We start from the raw sequence: 26,298 nt of genomic DNA on the forward strand, positions 1-26,298 counted from the left end.
AGCTAATGTAGTTTTTTGAAGCCGTGCGATCGCAGGTATTTATCCACCTCAGAGTCGAAATTGAAATAGCCCGTGCCGTGATGCTTGTGCACCCAGTCAGCCAGGCCACAAAGGCAGCGGGCGGCAGCAGGCGTGACGACGTAGGCCACCAGCGAGGTCGAAAATCCCTCGGCAAAGCCGTCAGGACTGAGGCTATAGATCTGTGCCGCGCAGGTGTAAAGCCAGCAGAGTCCGGTGGAGGGCTGAGACAGATCCATCGGCAGCGGCAGAGACGACATCCCAACCACGGGCACAAAATCTGCTTCCACAATCAAGGTCGGGTGGGGTTCCGCTGCTGCCTGCACCCACGCCCGACGGTGGTTCATCATGCAGCAATAGATGGCGGCGTAGGAATGGGTATCGGGCGATCGTTCATTGCGAAATAGCTTGACCTGCCAGCCTTCATTGGCCAGCGCTTGCTCTAGCAGCTCAGTCTCTTCCCGATACGCAATAATAAAAGCTTGCTGAATCTCATCTTTGAGCAGGGGCGGCTGAGTCACTGGGCTGGCAACATCATGAGTCATGGCACGAGTCATCGTCAGAATTACGCTCTCAGTCCTGGATGACAAACCTGTAGACGCAATTCATAAGAAAAGGAGCGGGGTTAGACTTGCCCTAAAAAACCAACGCTGCAAAAACGACCCCTCATGGGAGGATGGTCAGCGGGTCGTTTGCATGGCCTGATCATGAAGCATTTCCTGGATCTGTTACCTGGATTTTATGAGCAAATTTGTCCCCAGTCTCCAATCTCTGGTCGGCGCTGAGCAACTCTCGGTTTGGGAAACGGTCGCGCCAGCACTGAAGGCGCAACTGTCTCAGGCGATCGCCCCTGGTGGCATACCCGAATGCATTGTGGAGCCAGATTCGCCCGCCCAGCTTGCCGCTGTGGTGAAAGCATTGCACGCGCAAAAAGGGCGATCGCTCCCCTTCGGCGCGGGCACCAAGCTGCACTGGGGCGGCGTATCAGACAGCATACAGGTCGGCATCAGCACGGCCCGGATGAGCCAGCTCATCGACCACGCCGCCGGAGATCTCACCGTCACCGCGCAGGCCGGAATGCGGCTGTCCGACTTGCAGGCGCACCTGGCGCAGCAAAATCAGTTTTTGCCACTCAACCCGTCCTACAGCGACGCAGCCACCCTCGGCGGCATCATCGCTACTGCCGACAGCGGCTCCCTGCGCCATCGCTACGGCGGCGTGCGAGATTTACTGATTGGCATAACCTTTGTGCGGGCGGATGGCGAAATCGCTAGGGCGGGCGGGCGCGTGGTCAAAAACGTGGCGGGCTATGACCTGATGAAGCTGTTTACCGGTTCCTGGGGCACGCTGGGCATCCTTACAGAAGTCACCTTTCGCGTCTATCCCTTGCCCGAAGCCTCGAAAACGCTGGTGTTGACCGGAGAACGAGAGGCGATCGCCCGCGTCACCCAGGCACTCCTCTCCTCAGCGCTTACCCCAGTTGCGGTGGAACTGGTTGCCCCAGTCACGATGCAGCACCTGGGTCACACCGGGCTGGGACTGGTCGTGCAGTTTCAGGGTCTTGCCGTTTCGCTAGATGCCCAGGCCACCCAGTTCCGCCAGTTTGCCCAGGCCGCCGCTCTCATCGAGTCCACCTACACCGACGCTGCTGAGGCATCCTTGTGGCAAACATTGCAAGCTCTGTGGGAGACCGCTCCTTCCCTTACCTGCAAAATTGGAGTCTTGCCCAATCAGGCCGCCGCAACCCTGGAAAAAATTGCCGACCAGTTTCCCTCGCTGTCCTACGGCACGATTTACGCAGGCAGCGGACTGGGGCTGCTGCGGTTCGCTGACCCGCCCAGCACCAGCCACCTGCTTGATCTGCGCCGTCTCTGCGAAGCCCAGGGTGGCTTCCTCTCCCTCCTGTCCGCCCCCGTTGACCTGAAACAGCAGATCGACGGGTGGGGCTATCCTGGCAATGCCCTTGAACTGATGCGCGGCATTAAGCAGCAGTTCGATCCAGACAGGCTGCTGAGTCCGGGGCGGTTTGTCGGCGGTATTTGATTTCTCACAACCTTACGACGCTCTCTTCTCCACCTCTACAGGCAGCGCATACTGCCGCTTGCCAGCCTGCTTAGCCTGATACATGGCCAGGTCTGCTTGCTTGAGCAGGGTTTCGGGGTCGTCGCCGTGGGTGGGGTAGAGGCTGATGCCGATGCTCGTGGTGACTAGAATTGACTCGCCTTCTAGCGCAAAGCTTTGGGATAGCGTATCGAGAATCTTTTCGGCAACGCGGGTCACGTCTTGCATATTGGGAATGGCCGGTAGCAGCACCACAAATTCGTCGCCGCCAAACCGGGCTACGGTGTCGCTATTTCGCAGGCAGCGCGAGAGGCGCTGAGCCACGGCTTTGAGCAGCAAATTGCCCATTGCGTGGCCGTAGGTATCGTTGATGTGCTTGAAGCCGTCCAGATCCAGGAACAGAACTGCCACAAGCTGGTCATGTTCTTGGGCCCAAAGGAGTGATTGCAAGAGGCGATCGCACAGTAGTTGGCGATTGGGCAATCCTGTCAGGCTATCGTGGTAAGCCAGATGTTGCAGGTGATATTGCGCCTGCTTTAGCTCGGCGTTAGAGCGCACCAATTCCGCAGCGGTGCGGCGCAGTTCTTCTTCCATCTGCTTGCGCTGGGTGATGTCTCGAATCACGCCCACCAGGAAGGTATTGCCCGCAGCGTCTTTGTGGAGCGATCGCTTCGTCGCCGTCAGATAATGCGCCCCGTCAGCGCTGGTAAATTCCTCCTCGCTCTCGCTGTCGATGCCCGTTTCAAATACCCGCTCATCGTGCTGCCGCAGGAAATTGGCCTGGTGAGGCGGGAAAATGTCGTGGTCGGTTTTGTCGAGCAGCGTTTCAAGCGGATAGCCCACAAAGCGGCAGAAGGCCTCATTTAGCACAATCCACCGCCCTTGGCGATCTTTGACAAACACCGGGTCGGGAATCGTGTGGATAACAGAACTGAGAAACTCTTTAGATTTTTTCAGTTCCTCTTTGAGGTAGGCAATGTAGCTGGTCATCACACTGCCAGACCCCACCAGCGCCAGCAGGGGCGGCACCAGCGGAATCCACCAGCCCTGAAGAAATGCGAGGTAGCAACTGCCCAATAAAAGGCTGCTGGCACCCAGGAAGGAAAGGGCCAGCTTGGCGGGGTGGCGAAATCGCCAGCTCATCCCTGCACCCATCAGCGACCAGCCCAAAATCCAGATCCATTCCAATGGGGAGATCCAAACCTGTAAGGGCGATCGCCCCTTTAGCGCTGCATCCAACAGTTGGCTGACGAAGTTAGCATGGAGCGCTACTCCAGGAATGCGCTGCACGGTGCCGTTCATTTCCCGGCTATAGGAGTTAAAAAAGAAATCATTCAGGCTTTCGGCGGTGGAGCCAATCAGCACGATGCGATCGCGCATCAGCGCCGGATCGACCTTGCCGTTTAGCACTTCAGTCAGCGACACCGTGCGGTAGCTAGAGCTGCGCGTATTCGCCAGAATTTGATAGCCCCCATCGTCGGCCCGCACATAGCCGCCATCGTTGCGCCCCAGCCGTCGCAACACCGACTGCCCCAGTTGCACCTCGGCAGGGTTGTCGGGCGCGGGCTGGGTGCTGATGCCCCAGTCTTGCAGATACAGTAGCGCCAGCTTCAGCGCAAAGCTGCGGCGCAGTTCACCGTTCACGCCCCAATACAAAATCACCCGCCGCACCCGGTTGTCGATATCGGTTACGACATTGTTAAACCCTACTTGCCCCGCTTGCTTTAGCAGTTTGGGCGGCTCTACACCCGGACTCGTCGAGTCAGCGATTTTCTCAATGCCGATGAGATTTGGCGTGGTGCGAAACACTGCCTTGAGTTCGTCGCCGCCTTCGCCAACCGAAAATTCGCGGTAGATGTCCAGTCCAATGGCGCGGGGCTGGTAAGACTGAATTTGCCGCAGCAGATTGGCCATGACCCGATCGGAAATGGGCCAGTCACGCAGGTTTTGGATATCGGTATCGCTGATGCCAACGATGACGATGCGCTCATCCACGGGATCGGCTGGACGCAGGCGAAAGGCGCGATCCAGCGCTGCCAGTTCCAAAAATTGCAGCCCACCCAGCCAGCGCAGCCCCAGCACGCCACCTGCCACGGCGATCGCCGTCAGCCAGATACGCCGCTCTCGCCACAGCCGATGGCTGCCCCGCTGGAGGTTAGACAACGATTTTGACTTCAGACGGTTTGCTTGACGCAGCAACATTGCACTTAGATCAGCAGATGGGGCAGAATGCAGGCTGATTGCGGGGGATGCACCATTCCAGACTTTAAAGTGCCCTGCGATCCCCTGGAAATTGCCAGAATTTTGGTAAAAAATTTGTCAGCATTCGCAGAAAAATGTGAAGGATCAATGAAGGGCGATCGCCCCCTTGACAAATCAACAGCTATACTCTTTGGCTACGAAACGATCTCATCACTGGTTTCCCGCGCTAATCTAAGCAATAGACCGGACGAGCCTGAAGACATTTCGGGTTAGGCAAGGGCGTGGAAACTACGGACACTGCCTGCCGCCAATCTGTGCCAATGGCTTTCGCTGACCTCCGTATCAACCCATACGGACTTCATCTGTGCGTAATCTGTGCGTAATCTGTGCGTAATCTGTGCGTAATCTGTGCGTAATCTGTGCGTAGGGCTGCCTTGCGGGATTTGCCTCCCCAATCTGCCTTGCCAATGGGTTTCCCTGATCTGTTTTTCAGATTTGAGCTTCTAGACTTGCCTTCCAAGCTGCGATCGCTCGTCTTGTTGGCAAAGGTCTGGCAGAGCTTCAGCAGAAGGGGTGCAGAGCCTCAGCAGAGCGTCAGCAGGGGGATGCCAGGTGGGGCGATCGCAAGGGGTGCATCCAACTTTTGTAACCCTCACTCTAAAGTCCTATCCCAAAGCGGCAGAGGGACTTCCAATCCGGCTCCCCTTCTCCCGTTTTGGGAGAAGGGGCTGGGGGATGAGGGCAAACTTGCAGAACTGGGATGCGCCCGATCGCAAGCGCTTCTGTTCCTCCCATTGCTTCCTCCTATTGCCACGTCAGATGCCATCCTGATAGTCTGTCTCGAATTAAATTTGCCCCGAATTTGCCTCAAATTTGCCTCGTCCTTACCCAGACCCGATTCCCTCACACCCTCGTCGTTGCATTTTCCAGGTTGATTGCATGTCTCAGTCCTTTCGCCGCACGATCCATCAGTCTGTCTACCAATCTGTCTACGCCACCGCCCTAGATAATAATGGCTACCGCTCTTTCGAGTTGCCCGGTGCCCGACCCCACTACAACCCCGATCGCCCTGGACAGGTCGAGCATATTGCGCTAGATCTGGATCTCGATCTCGCCCACCAACGCTATGGCGGCACCTGCGCCATTCGGCTCAACCCAGTGCGAAACGGCATTGAGCGGCTGGCGCTGGATGCGGTCAAGCTAGACATTCATTCCGTCAAAGCAGGCAAGCACAAGCTGCACTTTGATTACGATGGCGAACAACTCCAAGTCTCCCTCAAAGACCCCACTCGCTCCGGCAAGCCCATCACACTAGAAATCACCTACAGCAACGACCACCCCCAGCGCGGACTTTACTTCATCGCACCCGACCAGCACTACCCCCAAAAGCCTGTGCAGGTATGGACTCAGGGCGAAGATGAAGACTCACGCTTCTGGTTTCCCTGTTTCGACTATCCGGGGCAACTCGCCACCAGCGAAATCCGCGTGCGTGTACCAAAACACCTGTTGGCAATTTCCAACGGCGAACTGCTGGAGACGATTGAAGACGGAGACAGCAAAATTTACCACTGGTTCCAAAAAGAGGTGCATCCCACCTATCTGATGACGCTGGCGGTGGGCGACTTTGCCGAGCTGCGCGACGAGTGGCACGGCAAACCCGTCACCTATTACGTCGAAAAAGGTCGGGAGGACGATGCCCGCCGCAGCATGGGCAAAACGCCCCAGATGATCGAGTTCTTTAGCCAGACCTTTGGCTATGCCTACCCCTTTCCCAAATATGCCCAGGTCTGCGTTGATGACTTTATCTTTGGCGGCATGGAAAATACATCCACCACGCTGCTCACCGACCGCTGCCTGATCGACGAACGCGCCGCCATCGACAACCGCAGCACCGAGGCGCTCGTGGCTCACGAACTGGCGCACCAGTGGTTTGGCGATTTGGTGGTGATTAAGCACTGGAGCCACGCCTGGATCAAAGAGGGCATGGCCTCCTATTCCGAAGTGCTGTGGACGGAGCATGAATACACCGCCGACGATGCCGCCTATTACCGGCTGAACGAAGCCCGCAGCTACATTTCTGAAGACAGCGGCCGCTATCGTCGTCCGATTGTGACCCACGTTTATCGGGAGGCGATCGAGCTATACGATCGCCATCTTTATGAAAAAGGCTCCTGTGTATATCACATGATCCGTCGGGAGTTGGGGGATGAAGAATTCTTCGATGCAGTTCGCACCTTTGTCAACGACAATGCCCACAAGACTGTGGAAACGGTTGACCTGCTGCGGGCAATCGAGAAGGCGACCGGGCGCAATTTGCAATTTTTGTTCGATCAATATGTCTATCGCGGCGGACATCCCAATTATAAGGTGTCCTATAGCTGGGATAGCGACAGCAAGCTGGCAAAGGTAACGGTGGTGCAAACCCAGGCAACCGACGGCGACACCGATCTCAAGAGCGACTTGTTTGACCTAAAAATCCCCATTGGCTTTGGCTATGCCAAAGAGGAAGAGGACAAAGGTAAGGACAAGGCGGCCAAACCCTTGGCGACGCTCAAAACCTTCACCGTGCGGATTCATGAGCGGGAACAGTCCTTCTATTTTCCGCTCGACGAAAAGCCGCAGTTCGTCAGCTTTGATGTCGGCAACCACGTTTTGAAAGAGGTGACGCTGGACTATGGCGTGGCAGAGCTAAAGGCGCAGTTGAAGCATGATCCTGACCCGGTTTCTCGGATCTATGCGGCGATCGCCCTTGCCAAAAAAGGCAATCTGGAAGCCGTGAAAGCCCTGGGTCACGCCTTGGCGCACGATCCGTTTTGGGGCGTGCGGGCAGAGGTGGCCGCAGAACTGGCTTCAATCAAGCTGGATCAATCGCTAGAGGCACTGCTAGAAGGGCTAAAGGATGCCGATGCGCGAGTGCGACGGTCGGTCGTCGAAGCGTTAGCCCAGATAAAAACCCAGGAGAGCTATAAGGCAATTAAAACCGTAGCCGAGAGGGGCGACCCCAGCTACTACGTAGAGGCCGCAGCGCTGCGATCGCTCGGCACGGTGGCTGCCAGCCCGCTCAACGGCAAGTCCAAAGAAGAAAAGGTAATCAAACTGTTTCGAGAGGTGCTGGACACCCGTGCCGGGTGGAACGAAACGGTTCGCAGTGGGGCAATCGGCGGCTTGAGCAAGCTGAAAGAATCGACAGCGGCGCTGGAGCTAATTTTGGACTACACGGCGATGGGCACACCCCAGGCGCTCCGACTGGCCGCAATTCGGGCGCTGGGGCAGGTATCCCTTGGGCAAGAAAAGCCCCAAGTCGAGCGTATTCTCGATCGGCTGGGGGAACTCTCGGACGAGTCCTTCTTCTTGACTCAGGTGTCCGTAGTCATGGCCCTGGGGCAAATGCAAACCACCCGCGCCGCCACAGTGCTGCAATCGCTGGCAGACCGCACCCCCGATGGTCGCGTCCGCCGTATTGCCGAAGAAGCCGTGCAGCGGGTGATGAAAAATGCGGGTCAGGATCAGGCTGTAAAGAAACTTCAACAAGAGCTGGATCAGCTCAAGAAGGACAATCAAACGCTCAAGAGCCGTTTGGAAAGTTTGGAGGCAAAGGCGGCGAAGGGATAGTCTCGGTTTTCACTCTGAAGCCACTGTCCGGAATTTCAAAAGTATGGGGTTTTCCCCTGCTTCCATCTGCAAAGTGGGCTGCCTATAATGGCGTTTATCTAGGTTAAGAGTCCCACCTAAATAAGCCTTCTGGGGTGCGTCGTTATGGAGAACCAGAACCCACCGTTTGCACAGCCCGCTACGCTGATCGATCCGTCGGGCGATCGCCCAAAAAGCCTGAAAACCAACCCGTTCACAACCTACCGCGATCCACAGACGGGTCGCTGGATCGTCGTTAAGCCCACTGGCTAGAGCGCTCAAGATTTTTGAGTTAAGCGCATCTGCCTAAGTCACTGGGGTTGATCTCTGTCAAGCAAAAGAGGGACACAGTTGATAGGTGATAGGCTGCGTCCCTCTTCGTCTTGCTTTATCTGACGAACTGATCCGCCGTCTAATCGCTTGTCGTCTAAGAAGCCACCTTTTCTGCCTCTAGCCGGCGAGTGCCGTTGGACACAGAAACGGGCTTAATTGGCGTTTGCATCAAAAACACCAGTAGCGGACTCCGTTGAAACTCGCGGCGCAACTGTCGGCGCAGTTCGGCTTCCAGCGTCGCCTGTAGCTTCGTCCAGTCCACGTCAATTTCGCCATCGCCAAAGTTGTGCGTTACTTCTTTCCAGCGATCGCTCAGCACGGTTTCTAAGGTTTGCACCACAGAGCGCTCCAGTCGAGATTTCTCGACGGAGGTCACTACCCCCCGCAAGTGGATTGCAGGCACAGACACCAGCTCGCCATTCCAGCCAATCGTCGCGGCGATGGTCACCACGCCATCTTCCGCAAGCTGCTGCCGCTCCTTCAGCACGCGCTGATGCACCACACCAGAGCGTGAAGAATCCACCAGTTCAATTCCCGACGGCACTTTACCCGCTACTCGAATGCTGTCCTGGGTCAGTTCCACCACGTCCCCATTGTCAATAATCACCATATTCTCGGCGGGAATGCCCATGCTCTGGGCGGTTTCCGCGTGCTTGACGAGCATTCGATGTTCGCCATGAACGGGCAGGAAGAATTTCGGTCGGGTCAGCGCCAGCATGAGCTTCTGGTCTTCCTGTGCGCCGTGTCCCGAAACGTGGATGCCCTTGTCACGGCCATAAATCACGTTTGCCCCCTGCATCATCAGCTTGTCGATCGTGTTGACGACAGCGATGGTGTTGCCAGGAATCGGGTTCGCCGAAAAGATCACCGTATCCCCTTTTCGGATCTGGATCTGCTTGTGCTCCCGATTAGCAATCCGGGTCATCGCAGCCATCGGTTCACCCTGGGACCCCGTACTCAAAATCAGCACGTTCTCATCGGGCATTTTGTTGGCCATATTGAGCGGCACAAACAAATCGTCCTCGCACTGGATGTAGCCCAGTTTTCGGGCGTGGGCAATGACGTTGAGCATCGAACGCCCCAACACCGACACGACGCGCCCATGTTTTTTCGCCAGTTCCAAAATCATGTTAACCCGATGCACCGACGAAGCAAAGGTGGTGACAATCAGCCGTCCCTTTGCCTGACTAAAGTGGCGATCGAGATTGGGAAAAACGGAGCGCTCAGATGGCGTGTGTCCGGGTACCTCTGAGTTGGTCGAGTCGCTAATTAGGCACAGGACACCCTTCTCGCCATGCTCTGCAAGACGCTGAATATCGAAGTATTCGCCATCCACAGGCGTATGATCAAATTTGAAGTCTCCGGTATGAATCACAACGCCCAAGGGGGTGTGGATTGCCACGCTGAAACTATCCGCAATGGAGTGGGTATTGCGGATATACTCTACCAGGAAATATTTGCCAATCCGCACCATTTCACGGGGGCGAACGGTGCGTAGTTCCGTGCGATCGGCAACCCCTGCTTCTTCCAGCTTGTCTTCTAGCAGCGCCATTGCCAGACGTGGCCCGTACATTACCGGAATGTCAAACTGCTTGAGATGAAAGGGAATGCCGCCGATGTGATCTTCGTGTCCATGCGTGACAATCATGCCCTTGATTTTCTGGCGATTTTCGCGCAGGTACGTGGTGTCAGGTAGCACGATATTTACGCCGTGCATCCCGTCTGTGGGAAACGCTAGACCCGCATCTAGCAGCACAATTTCATCGGCATACTCAAACACACAGGTGTTTTTACCAATTTCATGAAGCCCTCCCAAAGGAATAATTTTGAGGGCGGAGTTTTGGTCGTTTTGACTCATGTAGGTCCTTGATCTAGATTTGGATTTGAAACTTTGAAAAGTTGAAGAAAGAGCGGCAGCAGTCAATGTATTTGTCTTTGGTGTGTCCCTTTTTTGATGGATTCCTTAAGTTCTGAGATTTTCTGAAACCAAAAGTGAGGCTGCGCTTGGGCGATCGCACGTCACTGAACGGGCGCTTTAGCCTTTCTCAAGAAGAGCAAAAAGGTGGGTAGAAATATCGAAAAGATTGGAACATTTCAAGGCTAGGGGCATTTTCTTTTTCGACTGGAGCTTTTATCAAAGTAGCTTTTAATGATCGTTTCAATGCGGTTTCTTGACTTAATCTTTAACCTGAATAGCTGAAGCGAGAAAATCTAATTTGAGATGGTAAAAGAGATGGTAAAAGGCACTAGTGGGGGCACCTAATAAGCCTGCAAGCTATCAATAGAGAGCCTTGTTGGGGCTTCTCCTGAAAGACATTAATTTCAGCAGCTATAGCCTGATGTTAGAGGCGTGGGACAATCCTCAGCTTGTGAGACTGTAAAGCTCTTAGCTAATTGATATTCAGTTTTCAAGAAATCTGAGGAAAATGGCTTGGGCGATCGCCCACAAGTCAAGGCTGACTAGGTGCGGTTGCAAGGGGTAATCGGACTATCAATCAATGGCAGAATCCTGCTGCAAGCTCTGTCCCAGTTTCCTAGCCCCACATCTCCACTTAAGCCTAAATTCGTCCTTAAACCCTTTGCCTAGGTGCCGCCCTGTAATAAGAATCTGCGATTAGTCGGGCAATGCCAATTCGCTACTATCAACTGTCTCGACTATCACTCGCCTACAACCCACTTCTCGCAATGGTTATGCTTTTGGAACTAGATGCAAGTCTGACATCACCTGGCTCAGCAAAAACTCCGTTGCCTCTAGGTCATCCGCCAATGGTAACCGAGCATCGCCAACTTTCCAACCCTGGAGCCTGAGTGCAGCCTTGATCGGAATTGGGTTTGTAGTCACAAACAGCGCCTTAAACAGTGGAAAGAGTTTGAGATGGAGCTGGATTGCGTGCTGAACCTGCCCTTGCTCGTAGGATTGAATCATCTCTTGGAGACTCAGACCCACTAAATGGCTAGCAACGCTGACCACACCCTGCCCCCCTATCGACAGCATAGGCAATGTTAGAGAATCATCGCCAGCGTAAATACCGAAGGACATCGGGGTAGAGCGCCGAATCTGGCTCACTTGGTCAAGATTACCACTTGCCTCCTTAACTGCAACCACGTTAGGCAGTTCGGAAAGCCGAACAATGGTTTCAGCAGAGAGATTTTGCCCTGTTCGTCCCGGAATGTTGTACAACATGATTGCCAGATCGGGGCAGGCCTCGGCAATTGCCCGAAAGTGCTGATACAACCCTTCCTGGGGCGGCTTGTTGTAGTACGGGACGACTTGGAGCGACCCATCTAAACCGAGCTTTTCAGCTTTCTGAGTGGCGGCGATCGCCTCTTTGGTAGAGTTCGATCCGGTTCCCGCTAATATCTTAGCGCGTCCAGCCGCCGCTTTCTGCACGACTTGAAACAGTTGATACTCTTCATCCCAGCTTAATGTTGGCGATTCGCCCGTGGTGCCGCACACAACCAGCCCATCGCTGCCGTGGGTGACGAGGTAATCAGTCAGGGCTTCGGCGGCGGCATAGTCTACCTCGTCATCCGAGGTAAAGGGTGTCACCATGGCCGTAATGACTCGTCCAAACATGGTCATAATCGAGTGTCTAGCTCCAGGATTCAGAAATGCTAGCTCTGTGGCGTGGCGATCGCCCGTTCCGCCGGACGCAGCCAGTTTTTCTCAATCAGCAACTCGGCAATTTGCACCGCATTGAGCGCCGCTCCTTTGCGGATCTGGTCGCCACAGATCCAGAGTTCTAGCCCGTTGGGATGGGAAATATCCTGACGGATGCGTCCGACCAGCACCTCATCTCGCCCAGTTGCGTCCATCGGCATCGGGAAATAGTTTGCCTGCCAGTCTTCCACCAGCTTCACGCCAGGAGCCTGGGATAGAATTTCTCGTGCCTGATCGGAGCTGAAGGGTGCGGCAAACTCTAAGTTGATTGCTTCGGAATGGGCCCGCAAGACCGGCACCCGCACACAGGTCGCAGAAATCCGCAACCCTGGCTCTGAAAAGATCTTGCGGGTTTCGTTTACCATTTTCATTTCCTCCTCGCAGTACCCGTTTTGGGTCATGGGCGAGTTGTGAGGAAACAGATTAAACGCCAGCGGATAGGGCAAAACTTCTGGCACAGGCGCTTTGCCGTCTAAAATGGCTTGGCTCTGAAGCCGCACCTCTTCCATCGCCCGCGCTCCGGCTCCACTGGCGGATTGGTAGGTCGCCGCTATGATGCGCTGGACGGGCTGCACACGATGCAGTGGGTAGACCGCCACATTCATCAAGATGGTCGTGCAATTGGGATTGGCAATGATGCCAGAATGCTCGGCCGCAGCACCGGGGTTGACCTCTGGTACCACAAGGGGAACCGTTGGGTGCATCCGAAAGGCGCTGGAGTTGTCGATCATCACTGCGCCAGCAGTCACAATCCGATCTGCCCAAGCTTTGGAGGTGGAGCCGCCGGCCGAGGCCAGCACGATGTCGATATTGTCGAACGCGCGATCGCCCACCGCTTCTACAATCAGAGGCTCTCCCTGAAACGTGAGCGGCTGTCCAGCCGAGCGGGGAGATGCCAGCAGCTTCAAATCAGCCAGCGGAAAGCGGCGCTCCTCTAGCAGGCTCAGCAGTTCTGTTCCGACGGCTCCTGTCGCCCCCAAAATGGCAACTCGATAGGATTGCGACAAACTCATTTCCTCCAGTTTTCGGTCGTGTAAACCATCTCAAAAAGCGCACCTGGTTCAGTGAGTGCAATGACTTCAGTTCGTGCAATTAGAAGATTCACTGTTGAGTATGCCTTAAGCCAATGCCCTAGCGATAGACGCTTATAGAATTTCAAGACAATTCACAGCAAGAAAAGCAACCATATTAACCTAATCTGCTTTTTCAGCTTGCTCAAGACAAGGCACTCCAGCATGACCTGAGAGACAGGTGTGAATGTCAAGGGGGTGTCAACAGCAAGATGCAGATTGAGACAGAATCCGCTACGATAGCTAATTGCGACGATACCGAACGGGCTGCTCTGAACAACGCTGCGAGAAATTATCGAATGAAAGTTACCCAGGAAAAACTCCCGGCCAGTCGGCTTGGGCTAGAAATTGAAATTCCCTCCGAGTCTACTTTGCAGGCCTACGAAAAGACCCTGCAACAGCTGATCCGCAATGCCAATATTCCTGGGTTCCGCAAGGGGAAAGTGCCGCGTCAGGTTGTTTTGCAGCGCTATGGCAGCCGCAGTATCAAGGCGACTGCCATCGATGAGCTGATTGAAGATGCGCTTCGTCAGGTGATTGAGCAAGAGAAAATCGATGCGTTGGGAAATGCTGAGCTGCGATCGCCCATCGAAGACCTGGTAGAGCAATATGAACCGGGTCAACCGCTGACGGTTTCGCTGGCAATTGACGTTGCACCAACCGCAAAGCTAGAGAATTACAAAGGGCTAACGACTCAAGCCGAAGAAATCCTCTACAAACCGGAAAAAGTTGACGAGGTTCTTGAACGCTATCGAGAGCGATCGGCAACGCGAGTGCCTGTCGAAGGTCGTCCGGCTCAAGCGCAAGACATCGCCGTGATTGACTTTACAGGTCAACTTGTGGGCGATGAGCCTAAGGAGATTCCAGGCGGTAGCGCTACCGATTTTGAATTAGAACTGTCTGAAGGACGCTTCATTCCTGGATTTGTGGAAGGCATCATCGGAATGTCGGTCGGAGAGACCAAGGAAATCGAGACGACGTTTCCTGAAGACTATTCGCAGGCAGAACTGTCTGGCCAGCCTGCGGTGTTTACAGTGACGCTGAAGGACTTGAAAGAAAAGGAACTGCCGGAACTAGATGACGATTTCGCGCAGGACATCAGCGAGTTTGAGACCTTGGCGGAACTGCGGGAGTCGCTGGAAAAGCGCTTCCAGGACGAGGCCAATGACAAAACCAAGGCAAACAAACAAGAAGCATTGCTCGAAGCGCTGGTTGCCAATCTAGAGGTTGAATTACCAGAAACCCTGATTCGCCGCGAGGTGGATCACATGATTACCCAGACCGCAATGCGCTTCAGCGAACAGGGCATGGACATTAAGCAAATGTTTACACCCGAAGTGGTGAACATGATGCGACAGCGATCCCGCCCTGAGGCGATCGCCCGTCTCCGGCGCACGATGGCTCTGGGCGAGGTAGCCAAGCAAGAGTCCATCACAGTAGACGCTGCTGAAGTCGAAGCAAAAGTTGAAGAAGTCTTAAAGGAGCTGGACGGGCAGTCTATCGACCGCAATCGCCTGCGGGAAGTAATTGAGGAAGACCTGATTCGCGACAAAATCTTTGAGTTTTTGGAAGCCAATTGCACTGTGGAACTGGTTCCCGAAGGAACGCTGGTGAAAGAAAAATCAGTGGAAATGGAACCCACGCAAGACGACGCAACCGACACAGCCACTCTATCTAGCACCGAGGATGCCGTAGATGTTGGCGCTAAAGCCGAACCCGCCCTGGCAGAAGAACCCGCTAGCACAGAGGCAGCGGTAGAAGTCGTGGCAGAAGTTGATGCTCCCGCCACACCCGCCGAGAAGACGGCCAAATCGACTCGCTCAAAATCAGCCAAGTCGGCAGCAGAATCCCCAGAAAGTGCTAAATCAGAGGCGATCGCCGAGGTTGAAGTGACGGAGGAAGCAGCCGCCAAGCCCGCTGCCCGCAAGCGCAGCACTCCCAAGTCCAAAAAAGATGAGGGTTGATTGAGCAATACTAAGCATTGTGTCGATTTCTCGCTTTAGTCGCCGTTGAGTTTCAGCTTCATGCGGTTTTGAGGATTTCGGCACTTTTACAGAAAGTAACAGTCCCCATCCATAACGCCCCTAAATCTATGGATCCTCTGGAGATTGCCTACCCGTCTCCTGCGACTTAGGGCATAATGACGGGTATGGTACTCCCAATCTATTCGCTGCCAGGTTTAGCGTGTTTTTGTTGAGTTTAGCAAGGGCGATATCGCTGAAATCTATGAGTTCAATTTCTCAGTTCAATTTCTCAAAAGCTTGGGTGAATTTGACTCTTGAATAGCGCCTCAGGGTAAGTGTTCCTTGGCGGCACGCCTCTGGTCATTAGAACCTAAACGCAACGGTTAGCAGAGACAACAGGAGAAATTGATGGATGAAGCGACTATCCGTAGACTGATTCCGGGACAACACTGATCAAGCAGCTTTATGCGGTCAACCGTCGTCTTTGCTGGCTACCCTGAATTAGAAGCTCAGCAGCCTCTTCTTACCTCTACCCTGTACCGCATAGCCCGCCCGTCCTGACTCAGCCCGCTTTGCAGAAGCCTCCTCAGACGCTCATTCTTTCCTAACCTTCTGGAATTCAAAAGTTCTTTCAAGTCGCTGAATGGTTTTGTATGGTTCTGCCTCATTTTTCTAGATCCGATGCTAGCAGCAATCTCGTTGGGGCTGTTTCGTCTCTGTCCCCACACCCCCTTGACGTGATGAACACCATTCCGATGGTGGTTGAGCAGTCTGGTCGGGGTGAACGAGCTTTTGACCTCTATTCCCGGCTGCTTCGAGAGCGAATCATTTTTTTGGGCACTCCTATTGATGACAACGTTGCAGATTTGCTAGTTGCTCAGCTTCTTTTTCTAGATGCCGAAGATCCCGAAAAAGATGTGCAAATTTACATCAACTCGCCGGGTGGCTCAGTCACAGCAGGCATGGCCATCTACGACACGATGAAGCAAATTCGCCCCGATGTTGTTACGATTTGCTACGGTTTGGCCGCTAGCATGGGCGCGTTTCTGCTGTCGGGAGGCACCAAGGGCAAGCGTCTATCCCTGCCCAGTTCCCGGATCATGATTCACCAACCGCTGGGAGGTGCCCAGGGGCAAGCTGTGGATATTGAGATTCAGGCAAGAGAAATTTTGTATCATAAGCGAACGCTGAACGAGTTATTGGCACAGCATACGGGGCAGCCTCTTGAACGCATAGAAGCGGACACAGAGCGCGACTTCTTTATGTCTGCTGAAGAAGCGAAGGCCTACGGGTTAATTGATCAGGTTGTTTCTCGGCCAGGGATATCTGATGCCAGAGAGACCCTCTCCGCAGTGAATTAAGAGGCGACCATGTCAAAATACGACTCTCATCTGAAATGTTCGTTTTGTGGTAAGTCGCAAGAGCAGGTTCGCAAGCTCATCGCTGGCCCAGGGGTCTACATTTGCGATGAGTGCGTGGACTTGTGCAACGAAATCTTGGATGAAGAGCTGTTTGACTCTAGTTCCACCGTGCCCCAACCCTCGCCCCGCCGAGAGCAGCAGCCTGAAAAGCGGGCCGCCCGTGCGCCACGCCTCTCTCTCAGCCAAATTCCCAAGCCCCGCGAGATTAAGAAGCACCTGGATGAGCATGTCATTGGCCAGGACGAAGCCAAGAAGATCCTCTCGGTTGCGGTGTACAACCACTACAAGCGCCTCAGCTTTGTGCAGAGTAAGGCTGCGAACGGTGGGAAGGCAGACGATGCCGTTGAGCTGCAAAAGTCCAATATTTTGTTGATTGGCCCGACGGGCTGTGGCAAGACACTGCTGGCTCAAACCCTAGCGGAGATGCTAGACGTGCCCTTTGCGGTAGCTGATGCAACGACTTTGACCGAAGCAGGGTATGTCGGCGAAGATGTGGAGAATATCCTGCTGCGGCTGTTGCAGGTTGCAGATCTGGACGTAGAAGAGGCGCAGCGTGGAATTATCTACATCGACGAAATTGATAAAATTGCTCGCAAGAGTGAAAATCCCTCGATTACGCGAGATGTGTCGGGGGAAGGGGTACAGCAAGCCCTGCTAAAAATGCTGGAGGGGACGATCGCCAATGTTCCTCCCCAAGGTGGGCGGAAGCATCCCTATCAGGACTGCATTCAAATCGACACCAGCAACATTCTCTTTATCTGCGGCGGCGCGTTTGTTGGGCTAGAGAAGGCTGTAGAGCAGCGAATCGGCAAAAAGTCGATGGGTTTTGTGCAGCCGGGGGACGCACAGCAGTCTAAGGATAAGCGCACGGCGGATGTGCTGAAGCATTTGGAGCCGGATGACCTGGTTAAGTTTGGGCTGATTCCGGAGTTTATCGGGCGCGTTCCGGTGATGGCGGTGGTGAACCCGCTGGATGAGGATGCGCTGGCTGCTATTTTGACGGAACCCCGAAGCGCGCTGGTCAAGCAGTACCAGAAGCTGATGAAGATGGACAACGTGCAGCTTGAGTTTAAGCCAGACGCGATTCGGGCGATCGCCAAGGAAGCCTATCGCCGCAAGACTGGGGCCCGCGCCCTCCGCAGCATTGTGGAAGAACTGATGCTCGACGTAATGTACGAGTTGCCCTCACGCAAGGACGTGACGCGCTGCGCCATCACTCGCGAGATGGTCGAAAAGCGCTCGACCGCAGAGTTGCTGCTGCACCCATCTTCCCTACCCAAGCCCGAGTCTGCATAGATTTTTCAGGTTAAGGGGTTGCGAGGTCAGAATTTACCCGATGCCTTACTGCTCGATTCGCGGTGTTGATCACTATTACGAATGGATTTGTGAATCCGGCTCAGCACCGTCTGGAAGCCGTCCCGTACTGGTGTTTTTGCATGGCTGGGCGGGGTCTGCCCGCTATTGGGAATCGACGGCTCGACGGCTGGTGTCGCAATATGACTGTTTGCTGTACGATCTGCGGGGATTTGGGCGATCGCGCCTGCCCCGCCCCATTCCAGAAGACGTAGCCGCCCTTGGTTATGAACTGGAGACCTATGCTGACGACTTGGCGCTGTTGCTGGATTCTCTCGGTGTGGAACGAGTAACGCTGAATGCTCATTCCACCGGAGCATCGATCGCCGTCTTTTTTCTGAACCAGTACGCTGAGCGAGTCGATCGCGCCATTTTGACATGCAGCGGCATTTTTGAATACAACAAACGAGCGTTTGAAGCCTTTTACCGCTTTGGGAAATATGTGGTGGATTTTCGCCCCGGCTGGCTGCGCTACATCCCGTTTGTAGATCAAATGTTTATGGCGCGGTTCCTGCGTCGTTCGATTTCGGCGGGCGATCGCCGGGCGTTTCTGGCCGACTATCTCGATGCCGACTACGAAGCTGCCCTGGGCACCATCTACACTGCCGTCAGCAAAAAGGCTGTGGACGTGATGCCGCAGGAATTTGCCCGCCTCACGGTTCCTACGCTGCTAATTTCCGGCGAATACGACCAGATTATACCTGCCTCGATGGGGCAGCAGGCTGCCAGCCTGAGCGATCGCATCACCCACCGCATCATCGCCGAGACAGGACACTTCCCCATGCTGGAAGATGCAGAAGCCTATATGGAAACCATCGAGGCATTCCTGAACCAGACGCTCGAACCCGTTGCTTAGCGTTGTGTCTCGGCTTGCAGACTTAACTCTCTTCTGGCTGGGTTCCAGCCGTCATCGCAGACAGCACGGCCTGCTGCGCCACCTGGCTATAGAGGCTGCGGAGATACTCATTCACCGCATGGGCAGAAACCGACCCCGACGTGCCGCCATCAGAACGTAGCGGCATCTGCCCCAGCAGATCGAGGACAGTTTCAGAACTAGGCGGCGGCGCGATGACCACCAGCGATGGCTCTAGCTGATGATCATACTGCCAGAAGGTTTGCAGGGCGATCGCCGAAGATGTAACCACTGGTGGACTGGGCGTTTCTTCTGGCGGTGGCACATCGGGACTGGCGCTACGAAGCCGACGCAGTTCGCTGATAATCTGCTCCTTGGTGCGCCCCCGCAACTGAAACAGCACAAAGGGATCTTCACTGAAGCGATCGCCCAACACATAATACACCGCCCCAATGTGCTTGCAGGGATTCGCCGGGTCCGGGCAAGAACAGCGGCTGTGGATATCAAACTTGGTAAACGGGAACAGGCTCAGCCCATTAGCCGTGAAAACTTCTTCAATATTCTGCGGCATCTCGCCCGCCAGCAGCTTGGCAGAAAAGATCGCCTGCTGAGACAGCGATTCAATCACATACTGCCACTGCTCATCATCAAACGGATCGAGGGACAGCGTGACTTTGTATGGCTCTGGCGCAGTGCCCTGAACTCGCGCATGAACCTTCGCGCCGCGAAATTCAATGGATAACACATGGCCTTCGCGAGCATAGTTACGGGCGCGGGCCAGGCGGCGCACCCAGCCAAATGACTCCAGCACATCAATCCAGCGCTGGGCCCACCATTCCCGACTTGGCTGCGCGTCATACTGAGTCATGGTCTAATGCAAGTTCCGTAATTTCCCTTAAGGAGCATTGTCACAGGCGCAAATATAAATGTAACAATAGGATTCAATCTTATCGTGACTTCCTGGGTTCCTATGAACTTTGACCCCGACAGCACCGAACTGTTTGGCAGTAGCGCCGAAGAGATGCAAGCCAACGAACTGTTGAAGTATCTCCAGCACCAGTCGCCAGAGGTGCTGGCGCGAGTGGCCCGGTCTGTCAGCCCAGAAATCAAAGACATCATTTCGCAAAACGTGCAGGGGCTTGTCGGGATGTTGCCCTCAGAAGCCTTTAACATGCAGATTACAACCGATCGCGACAATCTGGCGGGGCTGCTTGCCTCTGCCATGATGACGGGCTATTTCCTGCGACGCATGGAGCAACGCATGGAGCTAGAAGTCAGCGTGGCTGATGCGTTTGGCTCGTTTCGCGATAGCGGCGATGAGTCGTCCGGCAGCTAGCATTTGGTGTTGCTCAGTGGGTTGAATCTGTGGGTTGATTCTGGGAGTTAATTCTGCCGATTCTGCGGTTAATTCTGCGATCGCGGCAGGGTTGTGGGTCGCACGCCAATTTCCAAAACCTCACCCTCCCGGTTAATTTCTAGCGCCAACAGATCGCCGATTTTGCTACCATCCACCTGCTCCTGCACGTCGGATGCAGTGTAAACAGGAACGCCACCCACCCTCAGAATCACGTCTCCGGGCTGAAGTCCAGCCGTGGCAGCGGGGGTATTTTCCAATACCTGGAGAATGAGAACGCCCCGATCGACCGCGAGCTTTGACGGATCGAAGGGCGGGTCTTCGACGTTTTGCTGCAATTCTTCCTTGAGCGCTGGGGTGAGGTTGGTCATTTGAATGCCCAAAAACGGATGCGCGACCTGTCCCGTAGCAAAAAGCTGGTCGGCAATTCGCTTGACGGTTTCGATCGGGATGGCGAAACCCAGCCCCTGCGCGTTGGCGCGAATGGCCGTGTTCATACCAATGACCTCGCCTTGGTCGTTGAGCAGCGGGCCGCCGGAATTGCCGGGATTAATCGCTGCGTCGGTTTGGATGAAACGAACCCGCCGATCGGGGCTACCGACTTCGGAACTGGAGCGTCCCGTAGCGCTGATGATGCCCGCCGTCACCGTGTTGTCCAGTCCCAAAGGATTGCCGATGGCGATCGCCCATTGTCCCGGAACCAAGTTGGTCGAGCCGCCCAGCGTCACAGTTGGCAAATCGGTCGCATCGATGGCGATCGCCGCCACATCTGTCACCTCATCTGCCCCCACCACCCGTCCCTCAAACTCGCGCCCGTCCCTTAGCGTCACACGCACCGTGTCGGCCCCCTCCACCACATGGGCATTGGTAATAATTTGCCCACTAGCCGAAATCACAAAGCCAGACCCGGTTCCCCGCCGCAATCGCTCCGGAGCGCTTGGGCCCTCTTCGCCAAAAAATCGACGAAAGAAGGGACTAGCTCCTGGTGGAACCCGGCTCACTGTGCGGGATGCATCAATCCGCACCACGGCTGGGCCAACGCGCTCTGCGGCAGCCGCAATAAAGTTGTATGGCTGAGCGCTGGAAACACTCGGCGGCGCAGGCGGCGATTCGTTCGCCACAGGGGCCAGGGACGGCGGCACGTTGGCAGGGCTGCGATTGGGCAAAGGCTGAGGGGTGCGGACGGGGCTGAACGACTGCCAAGTCGCGTGTCCGGCCATGCCCAGACTCACACCCATCACCAGCACGGCGGCGTACATGCCCCAAGATTTCAAAGATTTAACCATGAGACGGAGTTGAGAAGCAGTGACGAGGGAATCGGGCGGGCAGAGATTTAGGCGGAATGCTGTGGGGCGACTGCGTAAAGATTTAACGATACAGAGCGATTCTAAAGTAACCGTCAGACGGGTGCTTCGTCTTGCCTATTAGGGCGATCGCTTCCAGCGTAATCTTTCTTGGATTTTTTTGCAGGGAAGAATCTAGGAAATCTCTCGCAAGAGCGGTTTGTGGCTGGCTAGGATGGAGACATTTGAGCCGGTTTTTGAGCCAATCTGGGTTCGTCCTGAGGCAGTTGAACGATTTCTTGCGGGCTGCACCCACCAGAAATCGTCCAAAATCAGAAAACCGATCACAGGTGCTTAAGTCCTGCTGGTGAAACGTTGGTTAGAGAAGGGTTGTCCATGAGCGAGAAATTTCAGGCATATCGCAAGCGCCGGGGCGCTGATTTGGGTGGGATGGTTTTGCTGGGATTGGGGGTCATAGGTATGAGCCAAGGGGCGATCGCCCAATCCAGTCTGCCAACACCTTCCTCAGCCTATGCCCTATTAATTGCCCAATCTGCCGATGCACCCACCGACTCGCTCTGCCCAGCGCCGGTGCTGTCCCGGCTAACCCGCTATCAGACCCGTGCCGGAGACACGATCGCCAGCCTTGCCCAGCGCCACAACCTGACAGCAGAAACCCTGATTGGCATGAATCCGGTGCTGCGGCAGGGCAATCCGCCAGTGGGCACTAGTCTGCTGATTCCGCCGATCAACGGGCTGCGGGTAGAGGTTCCGACTGGACGCACCTGGCGCGACCTGGCACAGCAATATCGCGTGCGGGCAGATGTGCTGTTTGAGGCAAACGGCTGTCGCCCGCCGGGTCGGGTTGCTTTCGTCCCCGGTGCAACGCTATCTTCGGCGAACCCAGCGGCCGGAGGTACGGCAGCGGGGACTGCGGCCGATCCTAACAACCGCCCCAGAATTACTAGCCCCGATCGGGCGGCGGCGATTCTGAGAACCCATCCCCTGGGTAGCCCAACGGTGGCGCTGGTGATTAAGGGCTATGGCTGGCAAATCGATCCGCGATCGGGGCAGGTCGTGTTTAACAGCGGCGTAGACCTGGCAGCCAGTGAAGGAAACCCGGTGGTGTCAGCGGGTGAGGGCACAGTCGCCTTTGCGGCCAATCAAGGAAACTACGGCAATCTAGTCGTCGTCAACCATCCCGAAGGGTTGCAAACGCGATACGCCCAGTTGGGGACGATTCAGGTGCAGGTGGGGCAGCGAGTGCAGGCGGGCGATCGCCTCGGCACGGTTGGTCGCAGCGCCCCTGATCAGGAACCCCTGCTGCGGTTTGAAGTCCGCTCCAATTCTGACCTGGGCTGGGTCGCCCAAGATCCAGGCCTCTATTTTCAGGACATGCGAGTAGGACAGTAGGGAACGCTCTGGCATCTGCCCAAAACAGTTCGTACACTAGAGCAGGGTTCGACTGTAGTGGTTTTAACACTTTAGTAAGCTTCGCAAGTATCTTTGCAAGTAGCTTTTGCAATTAGTGGTTTTCACAATTTCTGGAGATAGGTAAGCTATGTCGATTGCAGCGGTTCTCGTCTCGCGCCAGAGTGGCGGTGTCCGCAATTCCCAGCCTGGTCGCCAAACGGGGCGATCGCCCTCAAAGCAGTTTTGGCGATCGCTCGGTTCGGTGGCCGGAGGGCTGGCGATCGCGCTTCACAGTCTGGCCCTACCCGCCCTCGCTGACCCGTTTCGCAGCACCAACCCCCGCAACATCGACCGCACCACCGAAGCCGCCTTCACCGCCATGTTTGCCGAGGGTAACTACACTCAAGCAGCCAGTTTGCTGGAGAATGCCTCGCGCAATGAGCCGCTGGCCCACGCCCTGGTCGCATCGCTGGCCTACCTGAACCGGGATTGGGATACCTTGCGCGATCGCGCTACCCAGACTCGGCGATCGGCAGAACGGCTGATGCAGAGCGATCCACTCCGGGGCAACATTTACCGAGCAGTGGGACACTTCCTGGAAGGCGGGTATGCCGTCTCCACCCAAAGTACCGTTGCCGCCACGCCCACCGTCCTCCGCGAACTTCAGCGGGCCTTCAGCGCCTTGGGCGAGGCCGAACGCATTGCCCCCGACGACCCAGAGCTAAATTTGGTGAAGGGGTACATCGAACTGTTCCTGGCGACGAACTTGCCCTTTAGCAGCCCAGAACAGGCTTTGGAAAAGCTGGAAAATTTTGCCGGGCCCGAATATCTAGCGCAGCGGGGAATCGCCATCGGCTATCGGGATCTGGAACAGTTTGAACCCGCGATGGCGGCGGTTGACCAGGCCCTCGCAGATACGCCTGACAATCCCGATCTTTACTATCTCAAGGCACAGATTCTAGTACGCCAGGAGAAGTATCGTGAGAGCCTGGAGTTCTTTCAGCGGGCGCTGGAAAAAGAAGACCAGCTTCCCCAACGCCACGCCAACCAAATCGCCTGGGAGGCCTGTCGTGCTGAGAGCGTGGTCGAAGGGTTGCGAGATGGTGTGAGCCGTCAGCGCTGCAACCCGCTGCTGCGTCGTCGCTAGCCGGGGTTTGGGTTAAGATTGGGCTGGTTCGTGGCTTAGGGCGATCGCTCGTCCACCAGATCTTCTAAAATCTTCCTGAACGCCGTCGGTCTAATTCCTGATCCTTTGCCATTTACCCGTGGCCCTTATTCCGTGGCTCCTATTCCGTGGCTCCTATTCCGTGGCTCTTATTTTCAAAGACTATTTCTCGCGTCAGGCGAGCCGCTACGCGAAGTATCGTCCGGGCTATCCCGATGAGCTATACGCCTACCTAGTCAAAACGGCAACAAGACACGACGCAGCCTGGGATTGCGCCACCGGCAATGGGCAAGTTGCGATCGGGCTGGTGCCCTATTTTGAAACCATCTACGCGACGGATGCCAGCGCCAGCCAAATCGCCAACGCCTTTCCCCACGAGCGAATTCAGTATTCGGTTGCGCCCGCAGAGGCCAGCGGCCTGCCCGACCACTGCGTAGACCTGATCACGGTCGGGCTGGCGCTGCACTGGCTGCCGCTGGACGGGTTCTATGCCGAGGTGAATCGCGTGGGCCGGCCGGGCGGCGTGATTGCGGCCTGGTGCAGCGATTTATTCCGGGTTGCCGAGGCCACACCTGCCGTGGCCGCGCTGATCGACGAACTCTACGCACTCATCCTGCCCATGCAGCCGCCCGAAGTGCAACTCGTGCATGATCATTACCAGACAGTCCCCTTTCCGTTTGAGGAACTGCCCGCGCCCACCTTTCGCCAGACCGTGCAGTGGACTCCGGAGATCATTTTGGGCTGCGTTTCTACCTGGTCTGCGGTGCAGCGCTATGCCGACGCAGAGGGGCTGGGACGGGTTGCAAGAGTGGGGGCGATCGCCCTCTCTTCTGCCTGGGGTGATCCAACGATTCCCAAAACCGTCTGCTGGGATATTTTTCTACGAGTCGGGCGAATATAGAACCGGGACAAGACTTGTTAGACAAGACCTTTAGAGACAAGACCTTTAGACAAGTAGACATAATAGACAGGTAAGATGCTGGACGGGCAAGGTGCAGAGCCTACAGCCTGTTTATGCCTACAGCCTGTTTATTCAGATGATTCAGAGCTTTTGCTGAAACGCTTCCACAATGTCCATCAATTGGATTTGGGACTGCACAGGCAACAGATCTAGCAGAGAAACTTCGTGCTTGCCGCCGCCCAGCTTGACAGGAATGCCGCGCAGAATATCTAGCACCTCGTCCTCAGTCGGCACGCCTTTTTCAAGCAAGGGGATAAAGCTGCTCTGCCAGGGGGGGTGTTGAGGTGAGCATCGCGGAGATACAAATGCCACTTAGCTACGTCGATGTACACCTCTTTGCCCAGTTCTGCGGCCAGGGCCTCGATGGCTTCGGAAGAATTGGAATACGCCATGTCTACGCCGTATTGATGAATGGAATGAAAAGTTCGGTCAGGGTCGTAATCGGTTTGGAGGTGCCTGTTTCAAGACACACCTCAAGGGGACTTTGCGTTGGGCTTGCTCACCGGGCCAGAGTAGTCAGCGATCGCAAAGATATAGACCCCATGCACCACCAAGGCCGCCAGCCACAGCCCGCTAAACCACACGGTCCAGGGCCAGGCTTGAGCTTGCACGAGTCGAAAAAACCACACGCCAGAGTTGACCGCAATAAACACTGCAACGTGGGTGGCAAAGGTCATGCGGTCGTCCAGCTTACGAAAGGCGGGGTCGTTGCGGTCGGGTTCGCGGGGCCAGCGGGGAGGCATATAGTCATCCGAGTGAACATCCAGCTTTTATTGTACTGGTGTGACTGTCTACTACAGCGGTTTTGCAGCGAGTGCAGGACGCAGGGAACCGAAACTCTGGTCTCGTTGGGAGAGTGCGTGTCTCACCCCGTCCAAAACTGCTGCATTTCCCCAATCCAGGCTATTGCGCCGCCTGGTAATCGCCCGATTTGCCGCCCGTCTTGCTGAGCAGGCGAATGTTTGTGATTTGCATGGATTTTTCTAGGGCTTTGGCCATGTCGTAGAGCGTCAGTGCCGCAATCGAAACAGCGGTCAGCGCTTCCATTTCTACGCCAGTTTCGGCTTTGAGGCGCACCTCAGCGCGGATATCGTAACCCGGCAGGTCTAGATTGGGCGTGATCTGAACGTCTACTTTTTGCAGGGGCAGTGGGTGGCACAGGGGAATCAGGTTGGCGGTTTGCTTGGCAGCCATAATGCCTGCCAGCCTGGCCGTGCCTAGCACATCGCCCTTGGGCGCATTGCCCGATTCAATTGCTGCAAGGGTTTCGGGCTGCATCTGGATTTGCCCTAGGGCGATCGCCATCCGCACGGTTGCTGCCTTAGCCGACACATCCACCATGTTTGCTTGCCCGGTTGCGTCCAGATGGGTCAGGTTGGGCAGAGATTTTTCAGCAGAATTTTGTTCCATGAGTCAGACTCTGTTGATGTCGTGTGATAGTATAAAGTTTCTGGCAGGGGCCTGTAGCTCAGTGGACTAGAGCACGTGGCTACGGACCACGGTGTCGGGGGTTCGAATCCCTCCTGGCCCGTCAGCAAGTGGAGTGAGCCAAAGCA

General features: G+C 55.5%; 22 protein-coding genes and 1 tRNA gene. 12 read left to right on the plus strand and 11 right to left on the minus strand.

The genetic code is table 11. From position 1 onward, the window contains the following. Nucleotides 1-2: 2 nt before the first annotated feature. Complete coding sequence (locus tag O77CONTIG1_RS17510; protein WP_068513160.1) at nucleotides 3-563, minus strand: hypothetical protein; 561 nt, start codon at nucleotides 561-563, stop codon at nucleotides 3-5. Nucleotides 564-759: 196 nt separating this feature from the next. Here O77CONTIG1_RS17510 and O77CONTIG1_RS17515 point away from each other — a divergent pair, with 196 nt between their 5' ends. After that, entirely contained in the window at nucleotides 760-2,061 is a 1,302-nt protein-coding gene (locus O77CONTIG1_RS17515) for an FAD-binding oxidoreductase (protein WP_068513163.1), read from the plus strand. Nucleotides 2,062-2,073: 12 nt separating this feature from the next. Here O77CONTIG1_RS17515 and O77CONTIG1_RS17520 read toward each other — a convergent pair whose 3' ends face one another. Next, nucleotides 2,074-4,281 (minus strand): CHASE2 domain-containing protein, encoded by a 2,208-nt coding sequence (locus O77CONTIG1_RS17520; protein WP_068513166.1) that lies wholly within the window; start codon nucleotides 4,279-4,281, stop codon nucleotides 2,074-2,076. A 939-nt stretch (nucleotides 4,282-5,220) separates the two neighbouring features. On the opposite strand from O77CONTIG1_RS17520, the gene O77CONTIG1_RS17530 reads away from it, so the two are divergent. Further along, complete coding sequence (locus tag O77CONTIG1_RS17530) at nucleotides 5,221-7,893, plus strand: M1 family metallopeptidase (RefSeq protein WP_084782803.1); 2,673 nt, start codon at nucleotides 5,221-5,223, stop codon at nucleotides 7,891-7,893. Between the two features lie 144 nt (nucleotides 7,894-8,037). Then, entirely contained in the window at nucleotides 8,038-8,184 is a 147-nt protein-coding gene (locus O77CONTIG1_RS24815; protein WP_156435426.1) for a hypothetical protein, read from the plus strand. Between the two features lie 154 nt (nucleotides 8,185-8,338). On the opposite strand, the gene O77CONTIG1_RS17535 is transcribed toward O77CONTIG1_RS24815, so the two are convergent. The 3 genes from O77CONTIG1_RS17535 to O77CONTIG1_RS17545 all read right to left on the minus strand — a co-directional run bounded on the left by O77CONTIG1_RS17535 (nucleotide 8,339) and on the right by O77CONTIG1_RS17545 (nucleotide 12,918). After that, a complete protein-coding gene (locus tag O77CONTIG1_RS17535) occupies nucleotides 8,339-10,102 on the minus strand; it encodes a ribonuclease J (protein ID WP_068513171.1) in 1,764 nt (587 codons plus the stop codon). Nucleotides 10,103-10,933: 831 nt separating this feature from the next. Further along, nucleotides 10,934-11,827: a 4-hydroxy-tetrahydrodipicolinate synthase gene (dapA, locus tag O77CONTIG1_RS17540; protein WP_068513174.1), complete on the minus strand. Its 894-nt coding sequence runs from the start codon at nucleotides 11,825-11,827 to the stop codon at nucleotides 10,934-10,936. Nucleotides 11,828-11,859: 32 nt separating this feature from the next. Further along, nucleotides 11,860-12,918 carry an aspartate-semialdehyde dehydrogenase gene (locus tag O77CONTIG1_RS17545; protein WP_197673222.1) on the minus strand — a complete coding sequence of 353 codons (1,059 nt, stop codon included), beginning with the start codon at nucleotides 12,916-12,918 and terminating at the stop codon, nucleotides 11,860-11,862. Nucleotides 12,919-13,274: 356 nt separating this feature from the next. On the opposite strand from O77CONTIG1_RS17545, the gene tig reads away from it, so the two are divergent. From tig to O77CONTIG1_RS17565, 4 genes are all read left to right on the plus strand, one after another. Next, on the plus strand, nucleotides 13,275-14,939 hold the full coding sequence (tig, locus tag O77CONTIG1_RS17550) for a trigger factor (protein WP_084782804.1): 1,665 nt from the start codon (nucleotides 13,275-13,277) through the stop codon (nucleotides 14,937-14,939). Between the two features lie 740 nt (nucleotides 14,940-15,679). Beyond that, a complete protein-coding gene (gene clpP, locus O77CONTIG1_RS17555; RefSeq protein WP_197673223.1) occupies nucleotides 15,680-16,300 on the plus strand; it encodes an ATP-dependent Clp endopeptidase proteolytic subunit ClpP in 621 nt (206 codons plus the stop codon). Between the two features lie 9 nt (nucleotides 16,301-16,309). Next, the gene (clpX, locus tag O77CONTIG1_RS17560; protein WP_068513176.1) at nucleotides 16,310-17,656 is read left to right on the plus strand and encodes an ATP-dependent protease ATP-binding subunit ClpX; all 1,347 of its coding nucleotides are present in this window, start codon (nucleotides 16,310-16,312) and stop codon (nucleotides 17,654-17,656) included. Nucleotides 17,657-17,696: 40 nt separating this feature from the next. Then, entirely contained in the window at nucleotides 17,697-18,569 is an 873-nt protein-coding gene (locus O77CONTIG1_RS17565; protein WP_068513180.1) for an alpha/beta fold hydrolase, read from the plus strand. A gap of 22 nt (nucleotides 18,570-18,591) precedes the next feature. Here O77CONTIG1_RS17565 and O77CONTIG1_RS17570 read toward each other — a convergent pair whose 3' ends face one another. Then, on the minus strand, nucleotides 18,592-19,434 hold the full coding sequence (locus O77CONTIG1_RS17570) for an SWIM zinc finger family protein (RefSeq protein WP_068513183.1): 843 nt from the start codon (nucleotides 19,432-19,434) through the stop codon (nucleotides 18,592-18,594). A 102-nt stretch (nucleotides 19,435-19,536) separates the two neighbouring features. Here O77CONTIG1_RS17570 and O77CONTIG1_RS17575 point away from each other — a divergent pair, with 102 nt between their 5' ends. Continuing rightward, a complete protein-coding gene (locus O77CONTIG1_RS17575; RefSeq protein ID WP_068513186.1) occupies nucleotides 19,537-19,902 on the plus strand; it encodes a DUF760 domain-containing protein in 366 nt (121 codons plus the stop codon). Between the two features lie 68 nt (nucleotides 19,903-19,970). Here the strand turns inward: O77CONTIG1_RS17575 and O77CONTIG1_RS17580 are convergent, their stop codons facing one another. Beyond that, nucleotides 19,971-21,206: an HhoA/HhoB/HtrA family serine endopeptidase gene (locus tag O77CONTIG1_RS17580; RefSeq protein WP_068513189.1), complete on the minus strand. Its 1,236-nt coding sequence runs from the start codon at nucleotides 21,204-21,206 to the stop codon at nucleotides 19,971-19,973. Between the two features lie 393 nt (nucleotides 21,207-21,599). On the opposite strand from O77CONTIG1_RS17580, the gene O77CONTIG1_RS17585 reads away from it, so the two are divergent. The 3 genes from O77CONTIG1_RS17585 (at nucleotide 21,600) to O77CONTIG1_RS17595 (ending at nucleotide 24,682) form a co-directional block, all read left to right on the plus strand. Continuing rightward, the gene (locus O77CONTIG1_RS17585; RefSeq protein ID WP_068513191.1) at nucleotides 21,600-22,616 is read left to right on the plus strand and encodes a LysM peptidoglycan-binding domain-containing M23 family metallopeptidase; all 1,017 of its coding nucleotides are present in this window, start codon (nucleotides 21,600-21,602) and stop codon (nucleotides 22,614-22,616) included. Nucleotides 22,617-22,764: 148 nt separating this feature from the next. After that, nucleotides 22,765-23,763 carry a Sll0314/Alr1548 family TPR repeat-containing protein gene (locus tag O77CONTIG1_RS17590; RefSeq protein WP_225894608.1) on the plus strand — a complete coding sequence of 333 codons (999 nt, stop codon included), beginning with the start codon at nucleotides 22,765-22,767 and terminating at the stop codon, nucleotides 23,761-23,763. A 160-nt stretch (nucleotides 23,764-23,923) separates the two neighbouring features. Next, nucleotides 23,924-24,682 (plus strand): class I SAM-dependent methyltransferase, encoded by a 759-nt coding sequence (locus O77CONTIG1_RS17595; RefSeq protein WP_172799719.1) that lies wholly within the window; start codon nucleotides 23,924-23,926, stop codon nucleotides 24,680-24,682. A 141-nt stretch (nucleotides 24,683-24,823) separates the two neighbouring features. Here O77CONTIG1_RS17595 and O77CONTIG1_RS27130 read toward each other — a convergent pair whose 3' ends face one another. From O77CONTIG1_RS27130 to moaC, 4 genes are all read right to left on the minus strand, one after another. Next, nucleotides 24,824-24,991, minus strand: coding sequence for a DUF3181 family protein (locus O77CONTIG1_RS27130; RefSeq protein WP_286132381.1), 168 nt, complete (start codon nucleotides 24,989-24,991; stop codon nucleotides 24,824-24,826). Next, complete coding sequence (locus O77CONTIG1_RS28440) at nucleotides 24,952-25,134, minus strand: DUF3181 family protein (protein ID WP_410503472.1); 183 nt, start codon at nucleotides 25,132-25,134, stop codon at nucleotides 24,952-24,954. The genes O77CONTIG1_RS27130 and O77CONTIG1_RS28440 overlap by 40 nt, the downstream gene beginning before the upstream one ends. 81 nt (nucleotides 25,135-25,215) lie before the next feature. Continuing rightward, nucleotides 25,216-25,485, minus strand: a complete 270-nt coding sequence (locus O77CONTIG1_RS17605; RefSeq protein ID WP_068513199.1) for a 2TM domain-containing protein — start codon at nucleotides 25,483-25,485, stop codon at nucleotides 25,216-25,218. A 160-nt stretch (nucleotides 25,486-25,645) separates the two neighbouring features. Beyond that, nucleotides 25,646-26,152 carry a cyclic pyranopterin monophosphate synthase MoaC gene (gene moaC / locus O77CONTIG1_RS17610; protein ID WP_068513202.1) on the minus strand — a complete coding sequence of 169 codons (507 nt, stop codon included), beginning with the start codon at nucleotides 26,150-26,152 and terminating at the stop codon, nucleotides 25,646-25,648. A 47-nt stretch (nucleotides 26,153-26,199) separates the two neighbouring features. On the opposite strand from moaC, the gene O77CONTIG1_RS17615 reads away from it, so the two are divergent. Then, nucleotides 26,200-26,273 (plus strand) — tRNA-Arg (locus tag O77CONTIG1_RS17615). Nucleotides 26,274-26,298 lie beyond the last annotated feature (25 nt).

The organism is Leptolyngbya sp. O-77 (assembly GCF_001548395.1).
Classification (GTDB): Bacteria; Cyanobacteriota; Cyanobacteriia; order Elainellales; family Elainellaceae; genus Thermoleptolyngbya.

Coding starts and splice junctions, on each gene's coding strand:
- O77CONTIG1_RS17510 (WP_068513160.1), bottom strand. CDS start 563: ATGACTCATGATGTTGCCAGCCCAGTGACTCAGCCGCCCCTGCTCAAA.
- O77CONTIG1_RS17515 (WP_068513163.1), top strand. CDS start 760: ATGAGCAAATTTGTCCCCAGTCTCCAATCTCTGGTCGGCGCTGAGCAA.
- O77CONTIG1_RS17520 (WP_068513166.1), bottom strand. CDS start 4,281: ATGTTGCTGCGTCAAGCAAACCGTCTGAAGTCAAAATCGTTGTCTAAC.
- O77CONTIG1_RS17530 (WP_084782803.1), top strand. CDS start 5,221: ATGTCTCAGTCCTTTCGCCGCACGATCCATCAGTCTGTCTACCAATCT.
- O77CONTIG1_RS24815 (WP_156435426.1), top strand. CDS start 8,038: ATGGAGAACCAGAACCCACCGTTTGCACAGCCCGCTACGCTGATCGAT.
- O77CONTIG1_RS17535 (WP_068513171.1), bottom strand. CDS start 10,102: ATGAGTCAAAACGACCAAAACTCCGCCCTCAAAATTATTCCTTTGGGA.
- dapA (WP_068513174.1), bottom strand. CDS start 11,827: ATGACCATGTTTGGACGAGTCATTACGGCCATGGTGACACCCTTTACC.
- O77CONTIG1_RS17545 (WP_197673222.1), bottom strand. CDS start 12,918: ATGAGTTTGTCGCAATCCTATCGAGTTGCCATTTTGGGGGCGACAGGA.
- tig (WP_084782804.1), top strand. CDS start 13,275: ATGAAAGTTACCCAGGAAAAACTCCCGGCCAGTCGGCTTGGGCTAGAA.
- clpP (WP_197673223.1), top strand. CDS start 15,680: ATGAACACCATTCCGATGGTGGTTGAGCAGTCTGGTCGGGGTGAACGA.
- clpX (WP_068513176.1), top strand. CDS start 16,310: ATGTCAAAATACGACTCTCATCTGAAATGTTCGTTTTGTGGTAAGTCG.
- O77CONTIG1_RS17565 (WP_068513180.1), top strand. CDS start 17,697: ATGCCTTACTGCTCGATTCGCGGTGTTGATCACTATTACGAATGGATT.
- O77CONTIG1_RS17570 (WP_068513183.1), bottom strand. CDS start 19,434: ATGACTCAGTATGACGCGCAGCCAAGTCGGGAATGGTGGGCCCAGCGC.
- O77CONTIG1_RS17575 (WP_068513186.1), top strand. CDS start 19,537: ATGAACTTTGACCCCGACAGCACCGAACTGTTTGGCAGTAGCGCCGAA.
- O77CONTIG1_RS17580 (WP_068513189.1), bottom strand. CDS start 21,206: ATGGTTAAATCTTTGAAATCTTGGGGCATGTACGCCGCCGTGCTGGTG.
- O77CONTIG1_RS17585 (WP_068513191.1), top strand. CDS start 21,600: ATGAGCGAGAAATTTCAGGCATATCGCAAGCGCCGGGGCGCTGATTTG.
- O77CONTIG1_RS17590 (WP_225894608.1), top strand. CDS start 22,765: ATGTCGATTGCAGCGGTTCTCGTCTCGCGCCAGAGTGGCGGTGTCCGC.
- O77CONTIG1_RS28440 (WP_410503472.1), bottom strand. CDS start 25,134: ATGGCGTATTCCAATTCTTCCGAAGCCATCGAGGCCCTGGCCGCAGAA.
- O77CONTIG1_RS17605 (WP_068513199.1), bottom strand. CDS start 25,485: ATGCCTCCCCGCTGGCCCCGCGAACCCGACCGCAACGACCCCGCCTTT.
- moaC (WP_068513202.1), bottom strand. CDS start 26,152: ATGGAACAAAATTCTGCTGAAAAATCTCTGCCCAACCTGACCCATCTG.